Annotated in this window: 11 protein-coding genes; 7 read left to right on the top strand and 4 right to left on the bottom strand. The window is 58.4% G+C overall.

Annotated elements, in window-relative coordinates:
- Window positions 1-295: 295 nt before the first annotated feature.
- From B7G66_RS04060 to B7G66_RS04070, 3 genes are read right to left on the bottom strand one after another with little or no spacing between them, the layout of a single operon-like run.
- The gene (locus B7G66_RS04060; protein WP_003619973.1) at window positions 296-1,789 is read right to left on the bottom strand and encodes an efflux transporter outer membrane subunit; all 1,494 of its coding nucleotides are present in this window, start codon (window positions 1,787-1,789) and stop codon (window positions 296-298) included.
- A complete protein-coding gene (locus B7G66_RS04065) occupies window positions 1,789-4,944 on the bottom strand; it encodes an efflux RND transporter permease subunit (RefSeq protein ID WP_048858858.1) in 3,156 nt (1,051 codons plus the stop codon). The genes B7G66_RS04060 and B7G66_RS04065 overlap by 1 nt, the downstream gene beginning before the upstream one ends.
- A 4-nt stretch (window positions 4,945-4,948) precedes the next feature.
- Window positions 4,949-6,136: an efflux RND transporter periplasmic adaptor subunit gene (locus B7G66_RS04070; RefSeq protein ID WP_003619971.1), complete on the bottom strand. Its 1,188-nt coding sequence runs from the start codon at window positions 6,134-6,136 to the stop codon at window positions 4,949-4,951.
- A gap of 202 nt (window positions 6,137-6,338) precedes the next feature.
- On the opposite strand from B7G66_RS04070, the gene B7G66_RS04075 reads away from it, so the two are divergent.
- Entirely contained in the window at window positions 6,339-6,977 is a 639-nt protein-coding gene (locus B7G66_RS04075; RefSeq protein WP_048858860.1) for a TetR/AcrR family transcriptional regulator, read from the top strand.
- Between the two features lie 120 nt (window positions 6,978-7,097).
- Here B7G66_RS04075 and pgm read toward each other — a convergent pair whose 3' ends face one another.
- Entirely contained in the window at window positions 7,098-8,759 is a 1,662-nt protein-coding gene (gene pgm / locus B7G66_RS04080) for a phosphoglucomutase (alpha-D-glucose-1,6-bisphosphate-dependent) (protein ID WP_003619969.1), read from the bottom strand.
- 781 nt (window positions 8,760-9,540) lie between these two features.
- Here pgm and glgA point away from each other — a divergent pair.
- From glgA to treY, 6 genes are all read left to right on the top strand, one after another.
- A complete protein-coding gene (gene glgA, locus B7G66_RS04085; RefSeq protein ID WP_040510790.1) occupies window positions 9,541-11,139 on the top strand; it encodes a glycogen synthase GlgA in 1,599 nt (532 codons plus the stop codon).
- A 62-nt stretch (window positions 11,140-11,201) separates the two neighbouring features.
- Complete coding sequence (gene glgB, locus B7G66_RS04090) at window positions 11,202-13,373, top strand: 1,4-alpha-glucan branching enzyme (protein ID WP_003619967.1); 2,172 nt, start codon at window positions 11,202-11,204, stop codon at window positions 13,371-13,373.
- Window positions 13,370-15,496, top strand: coding sequence for a glycogen debranching protein GlgX (glgX, locus tag B7G66_RS04095; RefSeq protein WP_003619966.1), 2,127 nt, complete (start codon window positions 13,370-13,372; stop codon window positions 15,494-15,496). The genes glgB and glgX overlap by 4 nt, the downstream gene beginning before the upstream one ends.
- On the top strand, window positions 15,493-17,277 hold the full coding sequence (gene treZ, locus B7G66_RS04100) for a malto-oligosyltrehalose trehalohydrolase (RefSeq protein WP_003619965.1): 1,785 nt from the start codon (window positions 15,493-15,495) through the stop codon (window positions 17,275-17,277). The genes glgX and treZ overlap by 4 nt, the downstream gene beginning before the upstream one ends.
- Window positions 17,270-19,333 carry a 4-alpha-glucanotransferase gene (gene malQ, locus B7G66_RS04105; RefSeq protein WP_003619964.1) on the top strand — a complete coding sequence of 688 codons (2,064 nt, stop codon included), beginning with the start codon at window positions 17,270-17,272 and terminating at the stop codon, window positions 19,331-19,333. The genes treZ and malQ overlap by 8 nt, the downstream gene beginning before the upstream one ends.
- The gene (gene treY, locus B7G66_RS04110; RefSeq protein WP_003619963.1) at window positions 19,330-22,107 is read left to right on the top strand and encodes a malto-oligosyltrehalose synthase; all 2,778 of its coding nucleotides are present in this window, start codon (window positions 19,330-19,332) and stop codon (window positions 22,105-22,107) included. Before malQ ends, treY begins: the two co-directional genes overlap by 4 nt.
- Window positions 22,108-22,365 lie beyond the last annotated feature (258 nt).

The following is a 22,365-nucleotide window of genomic DNA, read 5'->3' on the forward strand; positions in this document are numbered from 1 at the left end:
GAAGCGATCCATAGGATCTTTGAAACACATCTGGATCCTTTAGAAAACTTAATCCCAAACAGGCCCTGAAAAAAAGGCGGCACCCCAAAAAATTTTCTTATTTTTTATCAATGAGTGGTTTTCAAACAATCTCTAAACGAATTGATCGGAGAAATTTTCAAAAAATCCAGTGTTTTGCATGAAGGATAAGGAATAATTTTTCCGGAAAGTCGTGCTGTCCCGTATTTTAAAGCAGTTTTCAACAAACCATTTAAAAACGGGCCAACTGCATTTATGAATGCAGTTGGCCCGGGCCTTATCCATGTTTATCCTGTGATTTGGCCGTAATGGTCGTATTTTGGACCGTCTTTTCCGTCCATCCCCCGCCCAGTGCACGGTACAGCGTGACCAGGTTCTGGTATTTAGAAACCAGAACGAAAATCTGCCATTGCTGTGCCTGATAGAGCGAACGTTGGGATTCCAGCGAGGTCAGATATGAATCTGTCCCTGCGTCATAACGCATCTTGGCCAAGCGGTAGGAATCAGCCGAGGACGCGACCAACCTGTCCACCTGTATTCCTTCATCATGATAGGCGGCACGGCCCGCCAATGCATCCGCGACTTCGCGGAATGCGGTCTGGATCGTTTTTTCATAGGCGGCCGCCTTGACGTTCCGTTCCGCACGGGATGCCTTCAGATTTCCGCTATTTTGTCCCCATGTCAGAAGGGGCACCTGCAACTGTGGTGAGACCCCCCACGTTGTCGCTGCTGCCGTAAACAGGCGATGCGGTTGCAGGCTGCTGATTCCGTCGGATGCGGTCAGGGTGATGCGGGGATAGAAGGCCGCCTTTGCTGCGCCGATATCGGCATTGGCAGCCTTCAGATCATGTTCCGCCGAGATGATATCCGGGCGGTGTTCCAGCACATCGGACGGTAGGCCCGGTGGCAGGTCCTGCATCATCGTCTGCTGCCCAAAAGGGCTGGCCGGGGGCAGATTATCGGGGATCGGTGCACCAATCAGCAGGGTAATCAGGTTCTTGTCCTGCGCCACACGTCGTTGGGAGTCAGCAAGGAAGGCGGCACTTTGTTCCACCTGCGTTTCGGATTGGCGCAAGGTAAGCTGATCGGCTTCGCCATGTTCGAACTTGGCGCGGATCATGTCGAGCGTCGCCTGCTGTGATGCCTGCGTGGCCTGCGACAGCTTGAGTGCTTCTTGATCGCCTAGCCAGGAAATATAGGCGTTTGCAACCTGCGAAATGATGCTGATCAGCATGGCGCGGGCATTTTCGCGCTGCATCAGTGCATGTTCCGCGGCCTCACGCGACAGGCTGCGGATACGTCCGAACAGGTCGATTTCATACGATGAAAAACCGATACCCATGTTGAAATACTTGAACATCGGCGGGTTGGCCTGCGCATCAAGGCCTGGTGCGAAGCTCAGACCCGCAGCACTGGATGGAGCCTGGAACATGGCTTCGCCATTGCCGCCAATCTGGGGGAAAAGGGTGGCATGCTGGATATCAAACTGTCCCTGCGCACGGCGGATATTGGCTGCGGCTTCGCGCAGGTCGCGGTTTTCACGGATGGCGATGGCAATCAGCGCCTTTAGACGTGGGTCCGTGAAGAATTCCGACCAGCCAAGGTTGGCCGATAGCGTGTTTTGCGCCATCGGCTGGCTGTCACCGCCATAGGTCGGCCAGTTTTGGGAAACCGGCGCGACGGGCCGGTGATAATGGGGGATCATGGTACAGCCCGCCAGCAGCGCCGCAGCGGCACCAAGCGTTATACCATGCAAGGAAAACCTTTTCATTATTGTTCTCTCCCCGCGATTTCTGGGGCTGTGGCGGGTTGCACGCGTTCATTCATGCGGCGCACCTTGAACAGGCGCAGGACCACGACAAAGAATAGCGGCACGAAATAGACCGCCAGTAATGTCGCCGTCAGCATGCCGCCTACGACGGCCGTGCCAATGGCGACACGTGCGGCCGATCCTGCACCCGATGCAATCGCCAGCGGGAAGACGCCGACCACAAATGCGATTGATGTCATCAGGATCGGACGCAGGCGTTCGCGTCCTGCTTCCATGACAGAGTCCTCAAGCGTCTTGCCCTGCTCGAAAAAGGCCTTGGCGAATTCCACGATCAGGATGGCGTTCTTGACCGCCAGCCCGACGGTGGTCAGAAGCCCCACCTGGAAATAAACGTCGTTGGCAAGCCCACGTGAAAGCGTTGCGACAATCGCCCCCAATACGCCAAGCGGGATCACCAGCAGCACGGCGAAGGGGATGGCCCAGCTTTCATACAATGCGGCAAGGCACAGCAGGATAACGATGACCGCCAGTGCATAAAGTGGCCCGGTGGAGGAACCGGACGCAATCTGTTCATAGGACAGGCCGGTCCATTCATACCCGATCCCGGTTGGAAGCTTGGCCAGGATCTCCTTGATCGCCGCGATGGAATCACCCGAACTGAAGCCCGCAGCGGGCTGACCAAGGATTTCAAAGGCGTTGAGGCCATTATAATCCTCGACCTTCTGCGGCCCCATGATCCATGTGCCGGATACGAACGAGTTGAATGGCACAAGGGAACCGCTTGCATTGCGGATATACCATTTGTTCAGGTCATCGGGAATCATGCGGGCGTCGGGTTCGCCCTGGATATAGACCTGCTTGACACGGTCATCACGCAGGAACTGGTTTACGTAGATCGACCCCAGTGCGCCTTCGACCGTGGTGTTGATATCGGCGATGGTCACACCAAGCGCGTTTGCTTTTTCCCGATCAATATCAAGGTGATATTGCGGTGCGTCTTCCATCCCGTTGGGACGCACGGCCACAAGGCGATGATCCTTGCTGGCCATGCCCAGCACCATGTTGCGCGCGGCCAGAAGCTTGTCATGGCCAAGGTGTCCCCTGTCCTCCAGTTCCAGGTCAAAGCCACTGGCATTACCCAGTTCCAGCACGGCAGGCGGATTGATGGCAAATATCTGGGCCACGGGGTCGCTCCAGAAATGCATCATGATGCGCATTGCGATCGCGGCAGAGGATTGGGACGCGGACGGACGTTCGTCCCAATCCTTGAGGCGGATGAAGAACGCCCCCGCCGTCTGTCCCTGCCCCGCAAAGTTGAAGCCGTTCATGGAATAGACGGATTCGACATTCTTCCCTTCGGTCTTGAGGATATAGTCCGCGACCTTGTGGTTGATGATTGCGGTCTGCTCCATCGGGGTGCCAGGCGGCATCGTGATCTGACCGAAAATCAGGCCCTGATCTTCGTCCGGCAGGAAGCCGCTTGGCAGCTTCATGAACAGGTACCCCACGCCGGCAGTCACCAGCGCAAAGGCAAGCATTCCAGTGCCGGCATGCCGGATAATGCGGGTCACACCCTTCATGTATCCTGCGGTCATCCGTGTGAAATGACGGTTGAACCAGCCGGCCGGGCCCTTGGTCTTTTCATGCGTGCCGGGTTTGAGCATCGTTGCGCACAATGCAGGGGTAATGACCATAGCCACCAGCACCGACAGCCACATTGCGGCGACGATGGTGATCGAAAACTGGCGATAGATCACGCCGGTCGATCCACTGAAGGCCGCCATCGGCAGGAACACAGCCGTCAGCACCAGCACGATCCCCACCAGCGCGCCAGAGATCTCGTCCATGGACTGTCGCGCCGCCTCCACGGGGGACAGGTTCTTTTCCGTCATGACACGTTCGACGTTTTCGACAACGACAATCGCATCATCCACCAGCAGCCCGACCGCCAGCACCATGGCCAGCATGGTCAGGGTATTGATGGAGAAGCCCAGGGCCGCAAGGATGCCAAACGTGCCCAGCAACACGATCGGAACCGCAATGGTCGGGATCAGCGTCGCACGGAAGTTCTGCAGGAAAATCAGCATCACCACGAACACGAGGGCAATCGCCTCCATCAGCGTGATGATGACTTCCTTGATCGACAGGACAATGAACGGTTCCGTATCAAGCGGATAAACTGTCTTCAGTCCGGGGGGGAAGAATTTCTCCAGCTCCGCGATCTGTTCGCGTACCGCCGTTTCGGTCTTGAGCTGATTGGCGCCCGGCGCCAGTTTCAGTGCCATGCCCGATGCAGGCATGTTGTTATAAAAAGAGTTGGTATTATAGGTCTGCGGCCCGAGTTCCACACGTGCGATATCGCGTATGCGCACCTGGGAGCCATCCTGCTGGACCCGGATAAGGATATTATTGAACTCCTCGGTCGAGGTCAGGCGCGTCGGACCAATGATGGTGGCGTCAAGCCGTGTCCCTGCCCGTGCAGGCAGCCCGCCGAGTTCACCGGACGAGACCTGTATGTTCTGTGCCTGGATCGCGGCCTGCACATCACCCACCGTTACGGCGTATTTATACAGCTTGGACGGGTCAAGCCATATGCGCATCGCATATTCCGCCCCGAACAGCGTATGGTCGCCCACGCCGGTGACACGGCTGAGGGGATCGGAAATGTTCGATGCCACGTAATCGGCGATATCCGCGCCATTCATGCTGCCGTCGGTGGAGATGAATGCAATCACCATCATGAAGTTCTTGACGGCTTTGGTGATGCTCAGTCCCTGCGCGGTGACTTCGGTCGGCAGCTTGGGCTGCGCAAGCTGCAGCTTGTTCTGCACCTGGACCTGCGCGATATCGGGATTGGTTCCCTGTGCGAAGGTCAGGTCGATTTCCATCTGCCCCGACGCATAGGATTGCGCCGAGATGTATTCGAGGTGATCGAGCCCGAACATCTGTTGCAGGATGGGGCGTACGACGGTGTTGTTGACCGTATCGGCGGATGCGCCGGGATAGGTCACGCTGATCGCGATCTGTGGGGGGGCAATGCTGGGGTATTGTGCGATCGGCAGCGCAAAGATCGACAGTCCGCCCACCAGCATGATGATGATGCCAATCACCCAGGCAAAGACCGGGCGATCAATGAAGAAACGTGAAAGGGACATGACTTTACCCTGCCTTGCCCGCAGGCTGGGCCTCGATGGGGGTTACTGTCGCACCGGGGTGGATCTTTTGCAGGCCCACGGTGACGACCCGCTCCCCGCTTTTGATCCCGTTCGTTACCAGCCAGCTTGTACCGATTGCCTGGGATGTCTGGATCTGGCGTAGCGACACCTTGTTGTCCTGATCCACGACCCACACCTGCGGGTCGCCATGGGAATTGCGGCTGACGGCTTCTTGCGGTACCAGCAGGGCCTGTGGGTCCGTTCCTTCGGTCAGTTGCGCATGCACGTACATCCCCGGCAGCAGCAGCTTGTCCGGGTTGGGCATGATTGCGCGCACCACTACGGTGGCGGTTGACTCATCGACATTGACTTCGGAAAATTCCATCCGGCCTGCATGTTCGTATGGCGTGCCGTCCTCCAGTTGCAAGGAGATGCTGGCGGCATTATCGCCTTCGCGCTGCAGGCGTCCCTGTGCCAGTTCGCGACGGAAACGCAGCAGTTCGGTGGCCGGCAGGTTGACATCGACATAAATCGGGTCAAGCCGCGTTACGATCGCGACGTTATTGCTCTGGTTCGCGATGGCCAGCGCGCCAACCGTCAGGATGGACCGACCGATCCGCCCGCTGATGGGGGCATTCATCTTGGTATAGCCAAGGTCCACCGCGGCGCGTTCCACCTGCCCCTGCGCGGTCAGGATTTCTCCCTGCGCTTCCTTGTCTGCGGCAAGGGCATCGTCATAATCCTGCTGGCTGACGGCATGGGCGCGCAAGAGCGGACCATAGCGGGTCAGTTTCGCATGGGCCGTCAGTTCGGCTGCCTGTGCGCGGATAAGCTGCCCCCGTGCCGAATCATAGGCGGCCTGATACGGTGCGGCATAGATCTGGTAAAGTTGCTGCCCGGCCTTGACATCGCTGCCTTCGACAAACAGGCGTTGTTCGATCACACCGCTGACCTGCGGGCGGACCTGCGCGATTTCAAAGGCTTCCGTGCGTCCTGGCAGGCTGGTATGGATTTCAACAGGCTGCGCCCTGAGCGTCACCACGCTGACCTGCTGTGGCTGTATCGCAGGGGCGGCCGCCTTGCGATTGCAGCCCGCCAGAACAAGCAGGACAGCAACAGGGGCGAGGGCCTGAAAATAATGCTGGCTTTTCACAATCTTGACCTTGCCTTTACAGTCTGTCTCCCGCAGCATCCTGAAAATTCTGTCTCAAGACGTAACATGCATGACGTGCTCGGCGGAGATGGGGTAAAGAAACCACTTGGTTTTCTGATAAACGAAAACTATATCGTCTCCATAGGGCGGTCAAGCCGTCATGATGATGTGGCGCACGTAACTGGGCGAGGTGATGGAAAACAGCAACAGCCATAAATTGAATGAGGCGAGCCAGGCCTTTATGGAGGAAAAGCCCCGCTGCGGACGCCCGCCAGAGATGGAGGAATGCGTGCGGCGGGAGCGTATCCTGGAGGCCGCGTGCAAGGTTCTGCAAAAGCATGGCTATCACGGCGCGTCTATGGACAAGGTTGCTGAATGTTCAGGCATGTCCAAGCGGACCCTGTACAAGATGTTTCCGTCCAAGCTGGAGCTGTTTCAGATCCTGATCAGGGAGCGCCTGTTTGATGTAAAGCCGCAGGTCGCACCGGATGCCATGACAGCGGAAGAGGAACTTTCCACCCTTCTGATCGATCTGGCGTGTACGATCCTGCGCCCTGACCGCATCTCCCTTATCCGCGCAATCATCGCAGAAAGTTCCGAATCAGGGTATGTCCGCGAAATTATGGCAGCCCTTGAGGCCGGGGGCGAGGATAACGCGCTTGAGGCATGGTTGCAGGCTTATTGCAGGCAGCAGGGATATTCCAACACCAATGTCCGGCTCTGGGGCAAGATGCTGTTTGGTATGACCGTTGGGGATTTTTTGCTGCAGGCACTGGGGTGTGCGACACAAGCGCCAACATGCGAAACGATCCGTCATCATACCGGCGTGGCGGTGCAGATCTTTCTTGCGGGTGTGCAGGGCGTAAAGCCGAAGGGCTGAAGGCCCGCCAAGACCTTCAGCCCTTTTTCACATAATAAGGTTTGATCCCTGTGATGTGGGTCCGGGTCATTTGATGACCCGGACCGCCATGAGGCATGCCTTGGGGATCAGGCCATGGGATCAGGCCTTGGCCCTTTCGAACAAGGTCGAGACGACCTGTTGTGCTTCTTGCTGGATTTGCCGCAGATGGTCCGCGCTGATGAAGCTTTCAGCATAAATCTTGTAGACATTTTCCGTTCCCGACGGGCGCACGGCGAACCAGCCGTCCTTTGCCGTGATCTTGATGCCGCCAAACGCGACATCGTTGCCCGGCGCCTTCGTCAGCTTTGCACGGACCGGCTGTCCCCCAAGTTCCGTCAGATAGGCCAGTTGTTCGGCCGTCACCTTCTTGAGCAGTGCCTTTTGTTCGGGATCAGCCGCCACATCAATACGGGCGTAGAAAGGCGTGCCCAGCTTTTCAGTCAACTGCGTATAGATCTGGCTGGGGTCCAGCTTGGTCTTGGCCGTGATTTCCGCCGCCAGCAGGCCCAGGATGATGCCGTCCTTGTCCGTTGACCATGCGCCCGCATCCGTGCGCAGGAATGATGCGCCAGCACTTTCCTCCCCACAAAAGCCCAGAGATCCGGTATTCAGCCCATCAACGAACCATTTGAACCCGACGGGCATTTCCACGAACTTACGTCCCAGCATGCCGGCGACACGTTCGATCATCGCGCTGCTGACCAAGGTGATGCCAACGCCAGCGTCCCTGCTCCATCCCGCACGGTGTTCGAACAGGTAGGCAATGGCGGCGGAAAGATAGTGATTGGGATTCATCAACCCGGCTGTACGGGTGACAATCCCGTGGCGGTCGGCATCGGTATCGTTGGCGAAGGCAACATCGAATTTATCACGCAGGTCGATCAGGCGCGCCATCGCGTAGGGGGATGAGCAATCCATGCGGATCTTGCCATCCCAGTCCGCCGTCATGAAGCTGAAGGTCGGATCGACCTGTTCGCTGACGATCGTTGCATTGATGCCATACCGTTCGATGATCGGTTTCCAGTAATGAACCGCCGCGCCACCCAGCGGGTCGATGCCGATCTTCACGCCCGCGTCCCGGATCGCGGCCATGTCAACGACGTTTTCAAGGTCCGCCACATATGGCGTGATATAATCGTATTTATGGACGTGTGGGGACTTTAGTGCCTGCGCATATGCAATCCGGTGTACGCCTTCCATCTTCGTTTCAAGGAAGGCGTTGGCCTTGTCCTGTATCCATGTCGTGACGTCGGTATCCGCAGGGCCACCATTGGGGGGGTTGTATTTGAACCCTCCATCTTCGGGGGGATTGTGGGAGGGCGTAATGACGACACCATCCGCCAGTCCCGATTTGCGGCCATGGTTATAGGTCAGGATGGCGTGGGAAATGACCGGCGTGGGGGTATAGCCGCCGTCCTGGTCAATCATCACCTCCACCTTGTTGGCGGCGAAAACCTCCAACGCGCTGGCCAGTGCCGCTTCGGACAGGGCATGTGTGTCAATGCCAATGAACAGCGGCCCGGTGATCCCCGCCTGCGCCCGGTACAGGCAGATCGCCTGGCTGATGGCCAGGATGTGATGTTCGTTGAAACTGTTGCTGAGGGAGGAGCCCCGGTGTCCTGATGTGCCAAAGGACACCCGCTGTGTCGGAATTTTCGGGTCTGGCTTGCCTGCGAAGTAGGCGGTCATCAGGCGGGGAATGTTGACCAGGATGGAATCCGGGGCGGGCTTTCCTGCCAGGGGACTGATCTGATTGGACATTGGTGGCTCCGTGAAAGGATTTGGGGGATATCAGGGGCACCCGCTGGGACAATCACGGGAACATCTCTTTGATTCAGGAACAATCTGTAAAGGATGAAATGTCCCCCCGTCGAGACGGGAAATGGCGATGATCCGGTTTTTTCGTGCGATTACGGCGGGCTGCGCAGGATGTGGGAATTATTATGTAAAAAAGCGATGTCGAAATGCAACGCTGTGTCTGTTTTGCAACGATTGGCACACAGACAGGCGGTTTAGCTTAAATATGCATGTTCACATCCACATTTCCATAAAGGTCTTCAGGCATCTTTCTCATACGTTATTCATGCGTGGCAGTAATTGACGCAGATCATCCGGCACCGACGGCCTATTGGATGTTGACATGTCACGCCACGCTGTCCGGGTCGTGCTGTTCCGGCTCATGGGCATGGTGTGGATTACGTTGTGCCTGATGGTAGGAAAAAACAGTCTGGAATAATCATTTGATAAATTTATCGGACATTACATTTCAAAAAAAATGTTTATTTGTAATTGTTTTTGTTAAATCCATCGAAGATTATGGCATTTCAATATGCTTGCGGATGGATGTTTTGAAATATTTCATTGGCATATTATTTCATATTATTAATACCGTGAGTCGATGAAGTAACTTACAGGCTCGGTATTATTTTTGCCGTTCTCGGGCTGGATATCACTTAACCGTGATTGTCGCACTGTTATGCCCAGGCTGCGTTGCACAAAAACAGACTATTCCATGGTTTTTTCAAATGGGGACATCCAGCGGATGAGTCTTGCCAATCTGCATCCTGCCAGCCCAGTGGAACTGCTCTCGGTTGCATCGGAAATGTTTCCTTTTGTGAAGACAGGAGGGCTGGGCGATATAGTCGGCACCCTTCCCCGCGCCTTATCGGGGCATGGCATCCGTACGCGCACGTTGCTGCCGGGATATCGTGCAGTACTCGCGGGGCGGGAACATGCGCGTTGCGTCGCACGGTTTGCGGACCTGTTGGGGCATAGGGCTGAGATATTGGAAAATAGCCTGTATGGGAATGATATTTTCATACTCGATATCCCTGCCTTGTATGATCGTGGGGGGGATCCATATGTTGGCCCCGACGGAAATGACTGGCCTGACAATGACATCCGTTTTGCCGCGCTGTCGCGCGCGGCTGCGTATATCGCACAGGGAATGGTGGAGGGGTATCGCCCCGATCTGGTGCAGGCCCATGATTGGCAGGCGGGATTGACGGCGGCCTATCTGCATTATGACCAGCACGCGGCACCGCCTGTCGTGCAGACGATTCATAACCTGTCGTTCCAGGGATGCTTTCCTGCTTCCACCCTCATGCGGCTGGGCCTGCCTGCGGATGCGCTGCGGATGGAGGGGGTGGAGTATTATGGGCAGGTCGGGTTCCTGAAGGCCGGGATTTACTTTGCCGACTGGATTACGACCGTCTCCCCCACCTATGCACGCGAAATCCAGACGCCAGAAGGCGGGATGGGGTTGGACGGTCTGCTGCGGGCGCGGACGCAGACCCTGACGGGCATACTGAACGGGATTGATACCGATATCTGGAATCCTGAACATGATCCTGATGTGCATTTCCCCTATCGCCTGCGCGATATTGCAGGGCGGGAAGCGAACAAGCGCGCATTTCAGGCGGAATTCGGCCTGCCACAGGACCCGGATGCATTCCTGTTGGGGAGTGTCAGTCGCCTGACGATGCAAAAAGGTGTCGATCTGCTGCCTGATGTGGTGGCGGATATCTTTCGTGATAATATCCAGCTCGTGGTGGTGGGAAGCGGCAACCTATCGATCCAGCGTGAACTTTCCATGCTGCAACGCCGGTTTCCGCGTCGTTTTGCCTGTCATATCGGGTATAGCGAGGCGCTCGGCCATCGGATGCCTGCGTCGGTGGATGCATTACTCATGCCTTCACGCTTCGAACCGTGTGGCCTGACGCAGATGAGTGCATGCCATTACGGCGGCGTGCCGATTGCTGCGCGTGTGGGGGGGCTTGCGGATACCATTGTCGATGCCAACGCGGCGGCCATCGCGGGGAATGCTGCGACAGGGTTCCTGTTTTCACCAGTGGACGCAGGAACGCTGCTTGGTGCTGTCCGGCGCGCGCATGTGACCTTCCGTGACAGGCAGGCCTGGTCCGCATTGCAGCGTAATGCCGTGGCCTATGACGTGTCATGGACACAAAAGGCCGCGCAATATGCAGATCTTTTTCGCACGGTCGTCGCCCGTGCCCGCTTGAAGGGGGACATCGGGGGGAATGTGGTCCCTCTTCATCACATGGATCACGTGGCCGCCGCCCGGCGCAGGATTGCGCGCCAGCCCCGCCTGCGTGCCCCCCTGCCGCGTTCCGGGCAATAATGGATGCGACAGACCGGGTGGAGCACGCAGCGGGGTTTGGGACATGCGGGGATGGTCGAGCAATGCCCAGATTAGATGACAAGATCCTTTATGCCCTGCCGGATGGAACGGACGCGCTGCTGGAGGGTACATGCGGGGCCCCATTTTCCATCCTGGGCCGCCATAATGCCGGTGGCGTTGATATCGTGCGTGTCTTTTGCCGCGATGCACGACGTGTACGCCTGCTGATTGGTCGTCCGCAGGGGGGATGGGGCGAACGTGCGATGCGCCGGATTGGGGATACGGGCCTGTATATCGGGCACATCCCCGCCGGTATTTCCTATCGCCTTAAGATCACATGGGCCGATGGGGTGGAGGAAACGGAGGATCCCTATTCTTTTCCTCCGCTGCTTAATGAACGCGAACTTGAACTGTTCCGCAATGGCCATGCCGCCGGGTTGGAACGGATCATGGGGGCGCATCCCCTTCAGGTCGATACGGTGGCCGGTGTGCGTTTTGCGGTATGGGCCCCCCATGCGCGGCGTGTTTCGGTCATTGGGGATTTCAATATATGGGACGGCGGACGCCACCCGATGCGGCTGCGTCATGAGGCGGGGATATGGGAAATTTTCATCCCCGGTATCGGGGCCGGTGAACGTTATAAATACGAAATCCTTGACCAGGAGGGGCGGATTGTCCCGCATAAGGCAGACCCGTTTGCACGGGATGCGGAAATACCGCCTGCGACCGCATCGGTCATTGCATCGTCAGCCCCTCCCATCTGGACGGATGCGACATGGATGTGCGACCGCGCACGCCTGCAGGCCGATGATGCCCCAATAACGATATACGAAGTGCATGCCGCGTCATGGCGTCGGCCAAAGGGGGACCCGGCGCTGACCATGTCGTGGGATGCACTTGCATCCGAACTTGTCCCCTATGTCCAGGCGGCCGGGTTTACGCATGTCGGTTTCCTGCCGGTCATGGAACTGCTTTCAGGTGGGGTGTGGGAATGCGCGCCGCTTGGCCTGTTCCGCCCTTCGGCCCGGCATGGCCCGCCAGAGGGGTTCTGCCGGCTTGTCGATGCCTGTCATCGTGCGGGGCTTGGTGTGATCATGGACTGGATACCCGACCGGTTGCCGCCGGACCTGCACGGCATTGCCTGTTTTGATGGCATGGCGCTGTATGAACATCCGCATTCCCACCCGCATGAGCGGTCCGTGCTGGAGGGCCCTCCCCTGTTTTACAACCTTCATCGTGCGGAGGTGCGCGGTTTCCTGATTTCAAGCGCCCTGATGTGGCTGGAACATTGTCATGTCGATGGTCTGCGCGTGGATATGCGTGGCTGTGCGGGGGAACGTCATGACGAAATCATCAGTTTCCTGCGTGAACTGAACGAAGTCATTGCGCAGCGGGTGCCCGGTGCGCTGGTCATTGCATCCGGCGGGTCGACAGGTCCTGATGCCACGGTGCCGGTGTCACGTGGTGGATGGGGTTTTTCGCTGCAATCGTGCACTGCCGTCCCATGCAGGGTGGGTGCCTATCTGGCGCAGGAAGCGCTGTGGCGGGGGGCGCGGCATTTGGACATCATTGCGGCGTCGGCGCAGGCGTTTTCCGGGAAATACATCCTGTGTTCTGCAGATGCGGGTAATGCGGGGGATGTGCCTTCGCTGTTTTCGCAGTTGCCGGGGGATGCGTGGCGCCGGCATGCGGCGTGGCGCATATATCTGTCTTTCCTGTGGGCATGGCCGGGCAGGAAGCTTGTGTTCATGGGACAGGAATTCGCGCAGGAAATCCCTTGGAACCCGGATGGGCAACTGGCGTGGGATGCGGCCTGCCTGCCTTTTGCGGTGGGAACGCAGCGGATGGTGGCGGATATCAATCACCTCTATCGTGCCTGTCCCGCCCTGCATCGTAGAGAGTGCGTCCCTGCCAGCTTTGCCTGGGTCATCGCCGATGACACGGCCAACAATGTCTTTGCATGGATACGCGATGATGGGGAAAGCGCGCCTGTTCTGATTGTATGCAACATGACGCCATCGGTGCGCCACGACTATCATGTCGGTGTGCCCCATGGTGGATACTGGCATGAACTCTTCAATAGCGACGCACGCGAATATGGTGGATCGGGTGTCGGGAATGGCGGCGGCGTCCACAGCCATCCATATGTAATCCATGGATATGCCGAGGCCTGTGTGCTGACGCTGCCGCCGCTTGGGGTGCTGTATCTCTGCATGGCGCGGGTGGCGTCATGACGACGCCCTGGCCAACCACCCTGCATGCGGGCAGGCCCTATCCGCTGGGGGCGACATGGGATGGGCTGGGGGTTAATTTCGCCGTATTTTCCGCACATGCGCAGCGTATCGACCTGTGTATCTTCGATAAGGTGGGACGCAGGGAAGTGGCGCGGATGTGCCTGCCTGAATTCACCGATGAAGTCTGGCATGGCTACCTGCCTGACGCCCGCCCCGGCCTGCTCTATGGGTTTCGTGCCTTTGGTCCTTATGACCCGATGCGCGGACACCGATTCAACCCGCACAAGCTGTTGCTTGATCCCTATGCGCGTGGTTTGCATGGTGCGTTGGTGTGGTCGGATGCGTTGTTCGGATATCGTATCGGCGCATCGCGTGGTGATCTGTCGTTCGATCGGCGCGATAGTGGACAGGCAATGCCCAAATGTGTCGTGGGTGGAGAGGCCTGCGCATGGGGTGATGACCACCTGCCGGACGTGCCGTGGGGACAGGCGGTCATTATGGAGGCCCATGTACGCGGTATGTCCATCCTGCGTGAGGACGTGCCGGTGGCCGAACGTGGCACGTTTCGTGCCCTGTCACATCCGCGCACCCTTGAATATCTGACAAAACTTGGTGTGACCTCGCTTGAGCTCATGCCGGTGCAGGCATTCGCGCGCGACCGGTTCCTGTTGGAACGGGGTCTTACGAATTACTGGGGGTACAGTACGCTGGGATTTTTCGCCCCGCATGCGGCGTACCTGTCCGACGGGTCGCTGCATGAAATGCGGGGCGCCATCCGTCGCCTGCATGCCGCCGGGATCGAGGTTATCCTTGATGTGGTGTACAATCATACCTGCGAGGGAAACGAACTTGGTCCGACGCTGTCATGGCGTGGGCTGGACAACGCGACTTATTATAGGCTCGTTCCCTCTGATGAACGGCATTTCATCAATGACACCGGATGTGGGAATACACTGAACCTGTCGCATCCGCGCGTCTTGCAGATGGTCATGGATTCCCTGCGCTACTGGGCGACGGAGTTCCATGTCGACGGGTTTCGCTTTGACCTTGGTACGACGCTGGCGCGTGAATCCTATGGCTTTGATCCCTGGGCGGGCTTTTTCGATGCCCTGCGACAGGACCCGGTGCTTTCACGGCTCAAGCTGATTATGGAACCGTGGGACCCGGGGCCGGGTGGGTACCAGCTTGGCAATTTCCCGCCCGGTTTTTCGGAATGGAATAACCGTTTTCGCGACACGACACGGCGCTTTTGGCGCGGTGATGCATTGCAACGTGGGGACATGGCCGTGCGTCTGTCGGGATCTGGGGACCTGTTCGACCGTCGTGGCCGACGCCCCTACGCTTCCATCAATTTCATCACTGCGCATGACGGTTTCACCCTGATGGACCAGGTCAGCTATTGCGCACGGCATAATGAGGCGAACGGCGAAAATGGGCAAGACGGCCATGCTGATAACCTGAGTGCGAATTGGGGGATGGAGGGGCCGACCACCGATCCCGCCATCACGCATGTCCGTACCCTGGTGCGCCGTGGCATGCTGGCGACGCTGCTGCTGGCGCAGGGGACGCCGATGCTGCTGGCGGGTGATGAAATCGGGCAGACGCAGCAGGGTAATAACAATGCCTATTGTCAGGATAACGCGACAAGCTGGCTGGACTGGTCCCTTCTGGACCATCCGCAGGGGCATGAGATGCGCGCCTATGTCGCAAGGCTGACGGCCCTGCGTCGCGCGCATCCATCGGTGCGGGGGGATACGTTCTGGCATGCCCGGCACTGCCCTTCCCCCGATATCACGGATATTTCGTGGCATGCCGCTGATGGGACGGCGATGACACCGGAAAAGTGGAACGACCCCAACGACCGTATTCTGGGCCTGCGTCGCGCATGTCGCTGTCCGGGGGATGCGACGGATATTACGTTCCTTGTGCTCAATCCCGGGTTGCAGGAAGCCATCTGTACATTGCCCGAACCCGAAGGTGACTGGCTGTTGCTGCTTGACAGCGCCGATCCGTTTGGGCCGGGCATGGGAATGGCCGTTTCCCGAACCTTCAGGGTCGCGGCATCTTCGGTCCAGTTCATGTCCTTTACGCCGCGTAGCGTTGCGAAAGAGAGGCTATCATGAGCGAACGCCATGCCTATCGTTGCACGATGGGGGCTACGTTGCTGGACCCGTCACGGACACTGTTCCGCCTGTGGGCGCCCACCTGTACCGAGGTTTCCCTCCTGCTGGAGGGGTATCCCGATCTGCCGATGCATGTGGCGGCGGGGGGGTATTTCGAATGTATCGCCCCGGTGGAGGCCGGGGCGCGGTACCGTTATCGTGTTGGTCCTGATCTGATTGTGCCCGATCCCGCATCGCGGGCGCAACCCGACGATGTGCATGGACCCAGTATGGTGGTCGATCCGCGCGCCTTTGAATGGCGCAGTACACAATGGAATGGGCGCAACTGGGAACAGGCTGTCATATACGAAGTTCATGTCGGTATTGCAGGTGGGTTTCGTGCCTTGTGCGATGATCTGCCACGGATTGCGGCGCTGGGCATTACGGCCATCGAACTTATGCCATTGTCGGAGTTTCCGGGCGGCCGGAATTGGGGATATGACGGGGTATTGCCCTATGCGCCGGAGTCCTCCTATGGGACTGTGGATGACCTGAAGATGCTGGTTGATACCGCGCATCGCATCGGGCTGATGGTTTTTCTGGATGTTGTTTATAACCATTTTGGCCCCGACGGGAATTACCTTGCCCAATATGCCGCGCCGATGTTCCGTGCCGGATCGCATACCGCATGGGGGGCCGCGATTGATTTTCGCATACCGCAGGTGCGGACATATTTCTTGGATAATGCATTATACTGGCTGATGGAATATCGTTTCGACGGGCTGCGTCTGGATGCGGTGGATGCGATCCCGGAACGGGACTGGCTTGTCGAATTGCTGGTGCATGTGCGCGCATGTGTCGAGCCGGGGCGGCGGGTGCATCTGATGCTCGAAAACCGAAATAATGATGCCGATCTGTTGCGGCGTGGCTTTGATGCGCAGTGGAATGATGACGGCCACAATGTTCTTCATGTCCTGCTGACTGGGGAACATGAAGGGTATTACGGGAATTTTCAGGCCGGAACGGCATGTGAACTGGCCATGGTGTTGCGCGACGGGTTTGTATTCCATGGACAGGTCGAACCCGTAACTGGCCAGCCACGAGGCAGCCCGAGTGGCGACCTGCCAGCCACAAGTTTCATTTTATTCCTGCAAAATCATGACCAGATCGGGAATCGTGCCTTTGGGGAGCGGCTGGACCGCCTGGCAGACCCCCGTGCCCTGCTGGCAGCGTATGCGCTGCTGCTTCTGTCGCCACAGATCCCGATGCTGTTCATGGGGGAAGAATGGGGCAGCACCCGTCCCTTTCTGTTTTTTACCAGCCATAACGCAGCACTTGGCCGGATTGTGCGTGACGGGCGGCGCGCGGAACTGGCGGCATTTTCGCATTTTTCCGATCCCGCCGTGCGCGAAACCATTCCCGATCCCAACGATCCTGCAACGTTCGAGGCCAGTTGCCTGCCAAAATCCGACCGTCAATCGGCGCGCGCGCAGGACCGGATCAACCTGATCACACATCTGCTTGCACTACGGGCGAAGTGGATCGTTCCACGCCTGCGGGATGCGCATGCGCTTGATGCCCGGGCGATCGGGCAGGCCGCGGTCATTGCGCGATGGCGCATGAACGACGGCGCGGTCCTGACAATCATGCTCAATCTTGGTCCCCACGCGCAGGCCGACATGCCGCCCTGCGCCGACAGGCTGGTCTATGCCCATCCCCCTCCCGATAGGGGGAAAGGCACACCCGTGGTGCTGTCGGGCTATGGTGTCATGGTCTTCATGACGGGGGACGGCCATGGATGAGCGTACGCTCTGCGGGCGTGCCCGTGCCCTTGGGCTGAGCCGTCGTTGGCGTGATGCGTCGGGGCGGATGCATCACGTGGGTGATGACAGCCTGCGTCACCTCCTGCGTGTCCTGCAAAAGGAGGAAGCCGCCCTGTGTGACGCCCCGCTTCTTCCGTCCCTGGTGGTAACGGAGGTCGATCGTCCCACCCCCTTGCCCCTGGGGGTGCTCCGTGGCACGGGCAGCTTCCGGCTGGAGCTGGAAAATGGTGGCAGTGTCGAAGGTTTTCTCCATCCGCGTGATGAAAAGAGCTGCACATTGCCTGCCGTGACATTGCCCGGCTACCATCGGCTGTATCTGCGTGATGCCATGACGACACTGGCCGTGGCGCCCGCGCGCTGTTGCAGTGTGGCGATGCGGGCGGGACGCCCCGATCCGCGCCTGTGGGGGGTGGCGGCGCAGATCTATGGCCTGCGTATGCCGCGTGACGGTGGGATTGGTAATTTCGGCGCGGTGGAATCACTTGCACAGCAGGCGGCGGCACAGGGGGCGGATGCACTGGCGCTAAGTCCGGTCCATGCGATGTTTGCCGCCACATCGGGACAATACAGCCCCTATTCCCCCTCCAGCCGCCTGTTCCTTAATGTCCTTCTGGCGGACCCGCAATGTATCTTTTGTGCCCATGACATCACCATGGCAATGCATGCGCAAAAGGATACGGTCGATCAGCTGTCGCATCTGCAGGACGCGGTACTGATTGACTGGCCACTGGCAGCACAGGCCCGGCTTCGCCTGTTCCGTTGGCTGTATGATCGTATGATTGCACCGGCCCCCCCTGCCGCCATGACCGAATTTATAACAGCAGGGGGAGAGACCCTGCGACACCATGCCATATTCGAAGCATTACATGCGCAGGAAACCCGCAAGGGGCCGCATGGGGGCAACTGGCGCATGTGGCCACCCGCCCTGCGTTGTCCCGACAGCGAAGAGGTACGTAACTTCGCACGGCTTCATGCCGCGGATGTAGCATTCCATGGATTTTTACAGTGGATGGCGGCCACCAGCCTGCGCCGCGCGTGCGAAGGTGCGCGTGGCGCAGGTATGAAGATCGGCCTCATCATGGACATGGCCGTCGGCGTCGATCCGGGTGGCAGCCAGTGCTGGGCGCAGCATGAGCAGTTCCTGACGGGCCTGTCGATCGGTGCCCCCCCCGATATGCTCAGCCCCTCCGGGCAGAACTGGGGCCTGACCAGCTTTTCACCCATAGGCCTGCGGCATCATGGTTATGATGCGTTTATCCAGACATTGCGTGCGGGATTTTCCCATGGCGGGGGGCTGCGGATCGACCATGTCATGGGCTTGCAGCGGCTGTGGATCATTCCCGAAGGAGGAAGCCCGATGGACGGGGCCTATCTCGCCTTTCCGGGGGGGGATCTTATGCGCCTGATCGCGCTGGAATCCATGCGGCATGATGCCGTGGTGGTGGGCGAGGACCTCGGCACGGTCGCCCCTTCCTTTCGCCGTGACGCGCGGCGGCATGCCCTCATGGGGATGAGCGTGTTGTGGTTCCAGCGCGATGTGGATGGCGCATTCATTCCCCCATGTGAATGGACGGCGGGTTCAGTTGCCATGACCTCCACCCATGACCTGCCCACTGTGGCTGGGTGGTGGCTGGGAACCGACCTTGACTGGCGTGAGCGCCTGCAGCAGGCCGCTCCACGCCAGCGTCAACGTACCACGATACGGACACAGCGCCAGACGGACCGAAAGGCCCTGTGGTCCGCCCTGATCGCGGCACGGGGGATGGGACATTTCCCGTTACCACCCGTGACGCCTGAAGGGGCATCGCTGGTGGTGGATGCAGCCGCTCATTTTATCGGGACATCGGCAGCGGAACTGGCGATCCTGCCGCTGGAGGATGCGTTGGGCCTGGTGGAGCAGCCCAACCTGCCCGGCACGGTCGATGGCCACCCCAACTGGCGCCGCCGGTATCCCCCTTCCACACATCCTCTTCTGTCACGTCCGGACGTTTCCCACCGGCTGGCCCTGTTGCGCAAGGGACGCGATGTCATATGAACGAACTGCGCGCAACCGTCAGGGTGCAGTTGCATGCGGGATTTACACTCGATGATGCAGCAGCACAGGTTCCCTATTTTTCAAGGCTGGGGATCAGCCATGTCTATGCCTCGCCCATCCTCATGGCGCGACCAGGATCATCCCATGGGTATGACACACTTGATTACGGTCGGGTAAATCCCGAATTGGGGGGGCGTGATGCGCTGTGCCGCCTTGTTATGCGCCTGCGTGAATATGCGATGGGGCTGATTGTCGATATCGTGCCTAATCACATGGCGGTTGGCGGTACAGGCAACCGATGGTGGGAAGATTTGCTGGCATGGGGCCGGCCCAGTCAGTACGCGCATTATTTCGACGTGGACTGGGACGCCTTCGCCCCATGGCTGCATGGGCGTATCCTCGCCCCCTTTCTGGACCGTCCTTATGGCACGGCGCTGCGTGATGGCGTGCTGCGCCTTGTGTATGAGGCGGAAACGGGGATGTTTTTCATCCATCATCATGACCATCGTTTTCCTGTCTGTCCGCGCCATTATGCTGCCCTGCTGGACAGTGCGGGCGCCCCGCATGCGTTGTGCGATGCCCTTCGGGAACTGGCGCCCCTGCGTGGGGCGCCCCTGCGTGGGGCGTGCATGACGGATGCCCCTGCGCTGTCCCGACTGGCACAATGGGGAAAGACACCGGATGGGCGGGCCGCGATCGCGCGGGTTATGGAACAGCATGATACGGGTACAGCCTGCGGGCGATCGGGCCTGCATGACCTGCTGGTGCGGCAGGCATACCGGCTTGCTTGGTGGCGTACGACGCCTGACCTTATCAACTGGCGGCGATTTTTTGATATTACCGGACTCGCTGCGTTGTCTGTCGAACATGATGATGTGTTCGATGCCGTGCATGGCCATATCGTCGCCCTGTATGCGGACGGCCTGATTGATGGGGTGCGGGTGGACCATGTGGATGGCCTGACGCAGCCCCGATCCTATTGCCGGCGCCTTCGGCAGCGGCTGATGGCCGTGCAACACCTGCGGCCTGCCATGGCGCCGCAATCTCTTTCCATTCATGTGGAGAAGATCCTTCATGACCGTGAACACCTGCCCGCATCGTGGCAGGTGGATGGAACGACCGGATATGATTTCATGGATCAGGTGTCCGCCGTGCTGCATGATCCCGCAGGAACCGCGCCCCTTGACGGATTGTGGCGTGACCATGCCATTGAAGACCCGACATTCGCCACCACGCAACGAAACGCGCGTGTTCAGGTGCTTAATGACGTGTTTGCCGCTGAGCTGTCACGTCTGCGGACGCACCTAGGCCACATTGCGCAATGCAATATCGATACCCGTGATTACAGTATGGGCCGGATTGGAATGGTCCTTCAGGCCTTGCTGGTGGAATTTCATTCCTATCGCACGTATTTTTCCGATGATGGGTCTGGTGGGCATCAGGCCGACCATATCGTCCTGAGGGGCGCAGCGCGTGAGGCGCGCAGGCACCTGTTGCCTTCATGTCATGAAATGCTCGATTGGATTGTCGACACGCTGGGTCAGGCAGGCCTACGCGATGGTTCCATTCGCGTGGCGCAGCAGCAGTTTGAACACCTGACGGCGCCTCTTGCTGCAAAGGCCGTGGAAGACACGTCCTTCTACCGATATGGACGTCTGCTGTCGCGTAACGAGGTCGGGTCCGATCCTGGGCGCATTTCCCTGTCCTGCGCGCAGTTTCATAAGGATAACCTGCATCGGTACAAGGCATATCCCGCCACCTTGCTGGCCACTGCGACGCACGACCATAAACGCGGTGAGGATGCACGCATGCGTCTTGCAGTCCTGAGCGAGGTTGCACCGCACTGGCGTGATCTGGTCAATCGCTGGATCATCGGTAATGCGCATCTGCGTCAGCGGCGCATGATACCCGACCGTGCGGATGAAATGATCCTGTATCAGTCGATGCTCGGCGCCTGGCCACTGGAGCCATGGCCGGATGCAGAAGCGCGGCAGGTGTTTCACGACCGTATCGTCGCATGGCAAATCAAGGCATTGCGTGAAGCAAAGCGTCATACCAACTGGATCGATCCTGATGCAGAATATGAAAGGGGCTGTCGGGAATTCGTGGGACGGCTGCTTGACCCGCATGTTTCTGGTGCATTCATCGCAGAGATGGATGCAATCGTGGCGCGCATTGCGCCAGCCGCAGCGGTGAATTCCATAACACAGGTCATGCTGCGCCTGACGCTGCCCGGTGTGCCGGACCTGTATCAGGGAACGGAGTTATGGGATTTTTCACTGGTAGATCCCGACAATCGGCGGCCTGTGGACTTCACATTGCGCCAAACGCTGATGCAGCATGATACGTCCCTGCGCAGGCAGGCCGCGCAATGGCGGACGGGAGGGGTGAAGATGCATCTGATACAGCGTTTGCTGGCGTTTCGTGCACGATATCCCCTTATGTTTTCGAAAGGCACTTATGAACCGGTGAAGGTGTCAGGGCCTGCTGAACAGCATGTCATCGCATTCCTGCGCCGCGAGGGAGGAAATGTGCTGCTTGTGGTTGTGGTGCGTTGCGTCTGGGGGCTTGTCCCCTCCCCGCACGACCTGAGCCTTGATGCCCCGACGCTGGGACAGACCTATCTTTCTCTCCCTGTCTCCGGGAATGGGGAATGGTGCAGTATTCTGCATGAAAACAGGACATATCCGCAGGATGCGCGTCTTTCACTGTCATTCCTGCAAGAGGGCATTCCTGTTGAATGCCTTGTTCAGGCGCAGGACGGTTTTTCGTAAGGTAAGACCCGGAAGATATTGATAATACGCATTAAAATGATTTGATATCAGAACAAAAATCCAGATACAGCAAAGTTTCCGTCCTGTATTTATTTTCTTCAAAAATAAAAGTGTTCGGGCCGGTTCCTGTCCGGTCCTGAAATAAGCTGGATTTCAGCCGACGTTCAAATTATGTTAATTTTATGGCAGACGCCCCAATGCCGGCGCGCCAGATTGGATTTATGTCAAAATATCTTCCGGTAACGTCCACATGACACC

Source organism: Novacetimonas hansenii JCM 7643 (assembly GCF_000964405.1).
In the GTDB taxonomy this organism is placed as follows: domain Bacteria; phylum Pseudomonadota; class Alphaproteobacteria; order Acetobacterales; family Acetobacteraceae; genus Novacetimonas; species Novacetimonas hansenii.

Excerpts from the sequence above, each read along its gene's own strand:
- pgm (WP_003619969.1), bottom strand. The coding sequence starts at position 8,759 with ATGTCCAATCAGATCAGTCCCCTGGCAGGAAAGCCCGCCCCGGATTCC.
- treY (WP_003619963.1), top strand. The coding sequence starts at position 19,330 with ATGAACGAACTGCGCGCAACCGTCAGGGTGCAGTTGCATGCGGGATTT.
- B7G66_RS04060 (WP_003619973.1), bottom strand. The coding sequence starts at position 1,789 with ATGAAAAGGTTTTCCTTGCATGGTATAACGCTTGGTGCCGCTGCGGCG.
- B7G66_RS04070 (WP_003619971.1), bottom strand. The coding sequence starts at position 6,136 with ATGCTGCGGGAGACAGACTGTAAAGGCAAGGTCAAGATTGTGAAAAGC.
- B7G66_RS04065 (WP_048858858.1), bottom strand. The coding sequence starts at position 4,944 with ATGTCCCTTTCACGTTTCTTCATTGATCGCCCGGTCTTTGCCTGGGTG.
- malQ (WP_003619964.1), top strand. The coding sequence starts at position 17,270 with ATGGATGAGCGTACGCTCTGCGGGCGTGCCCGTGCCCTTGGGCTGAGC.
- glgX (WP_003619966.1), top strand. The coding sequence starts at position 13,370 with ATGACGACGCCCTGGCCAACCACCCTGCATGCGGGCAGGCCCTATCCG.
- glgA (WP_040510790.1), top strand. The coding sequence starts at position 9,541 with ATGAGTCTTGCCAATCTGCATCCTGCCAGCCCAGTGGAACTGCTCTCG.
- treZ (WP_003619965.1), top strand. The coding sequence starts at position 15,493 with ATGAGCGAACGCCATGCCTATCGTTGCACGATGGGGGCTACGTTGCTG.
- glgB (WP_003619967.1), top strand. The coding sequence starts at position 11,202 with ATGCCCAGATTAGATGACAAGATCCTTTATGCCCTGCCGGATGGAACG.
- B7G66_RS04075 (WP_048858860.1), top strand. The coding sequence starts at position 6,339 with ATGGAGGAAAAGCCCCGCTGCGGACGCCCGCCAGAGATGGAGGAATGC.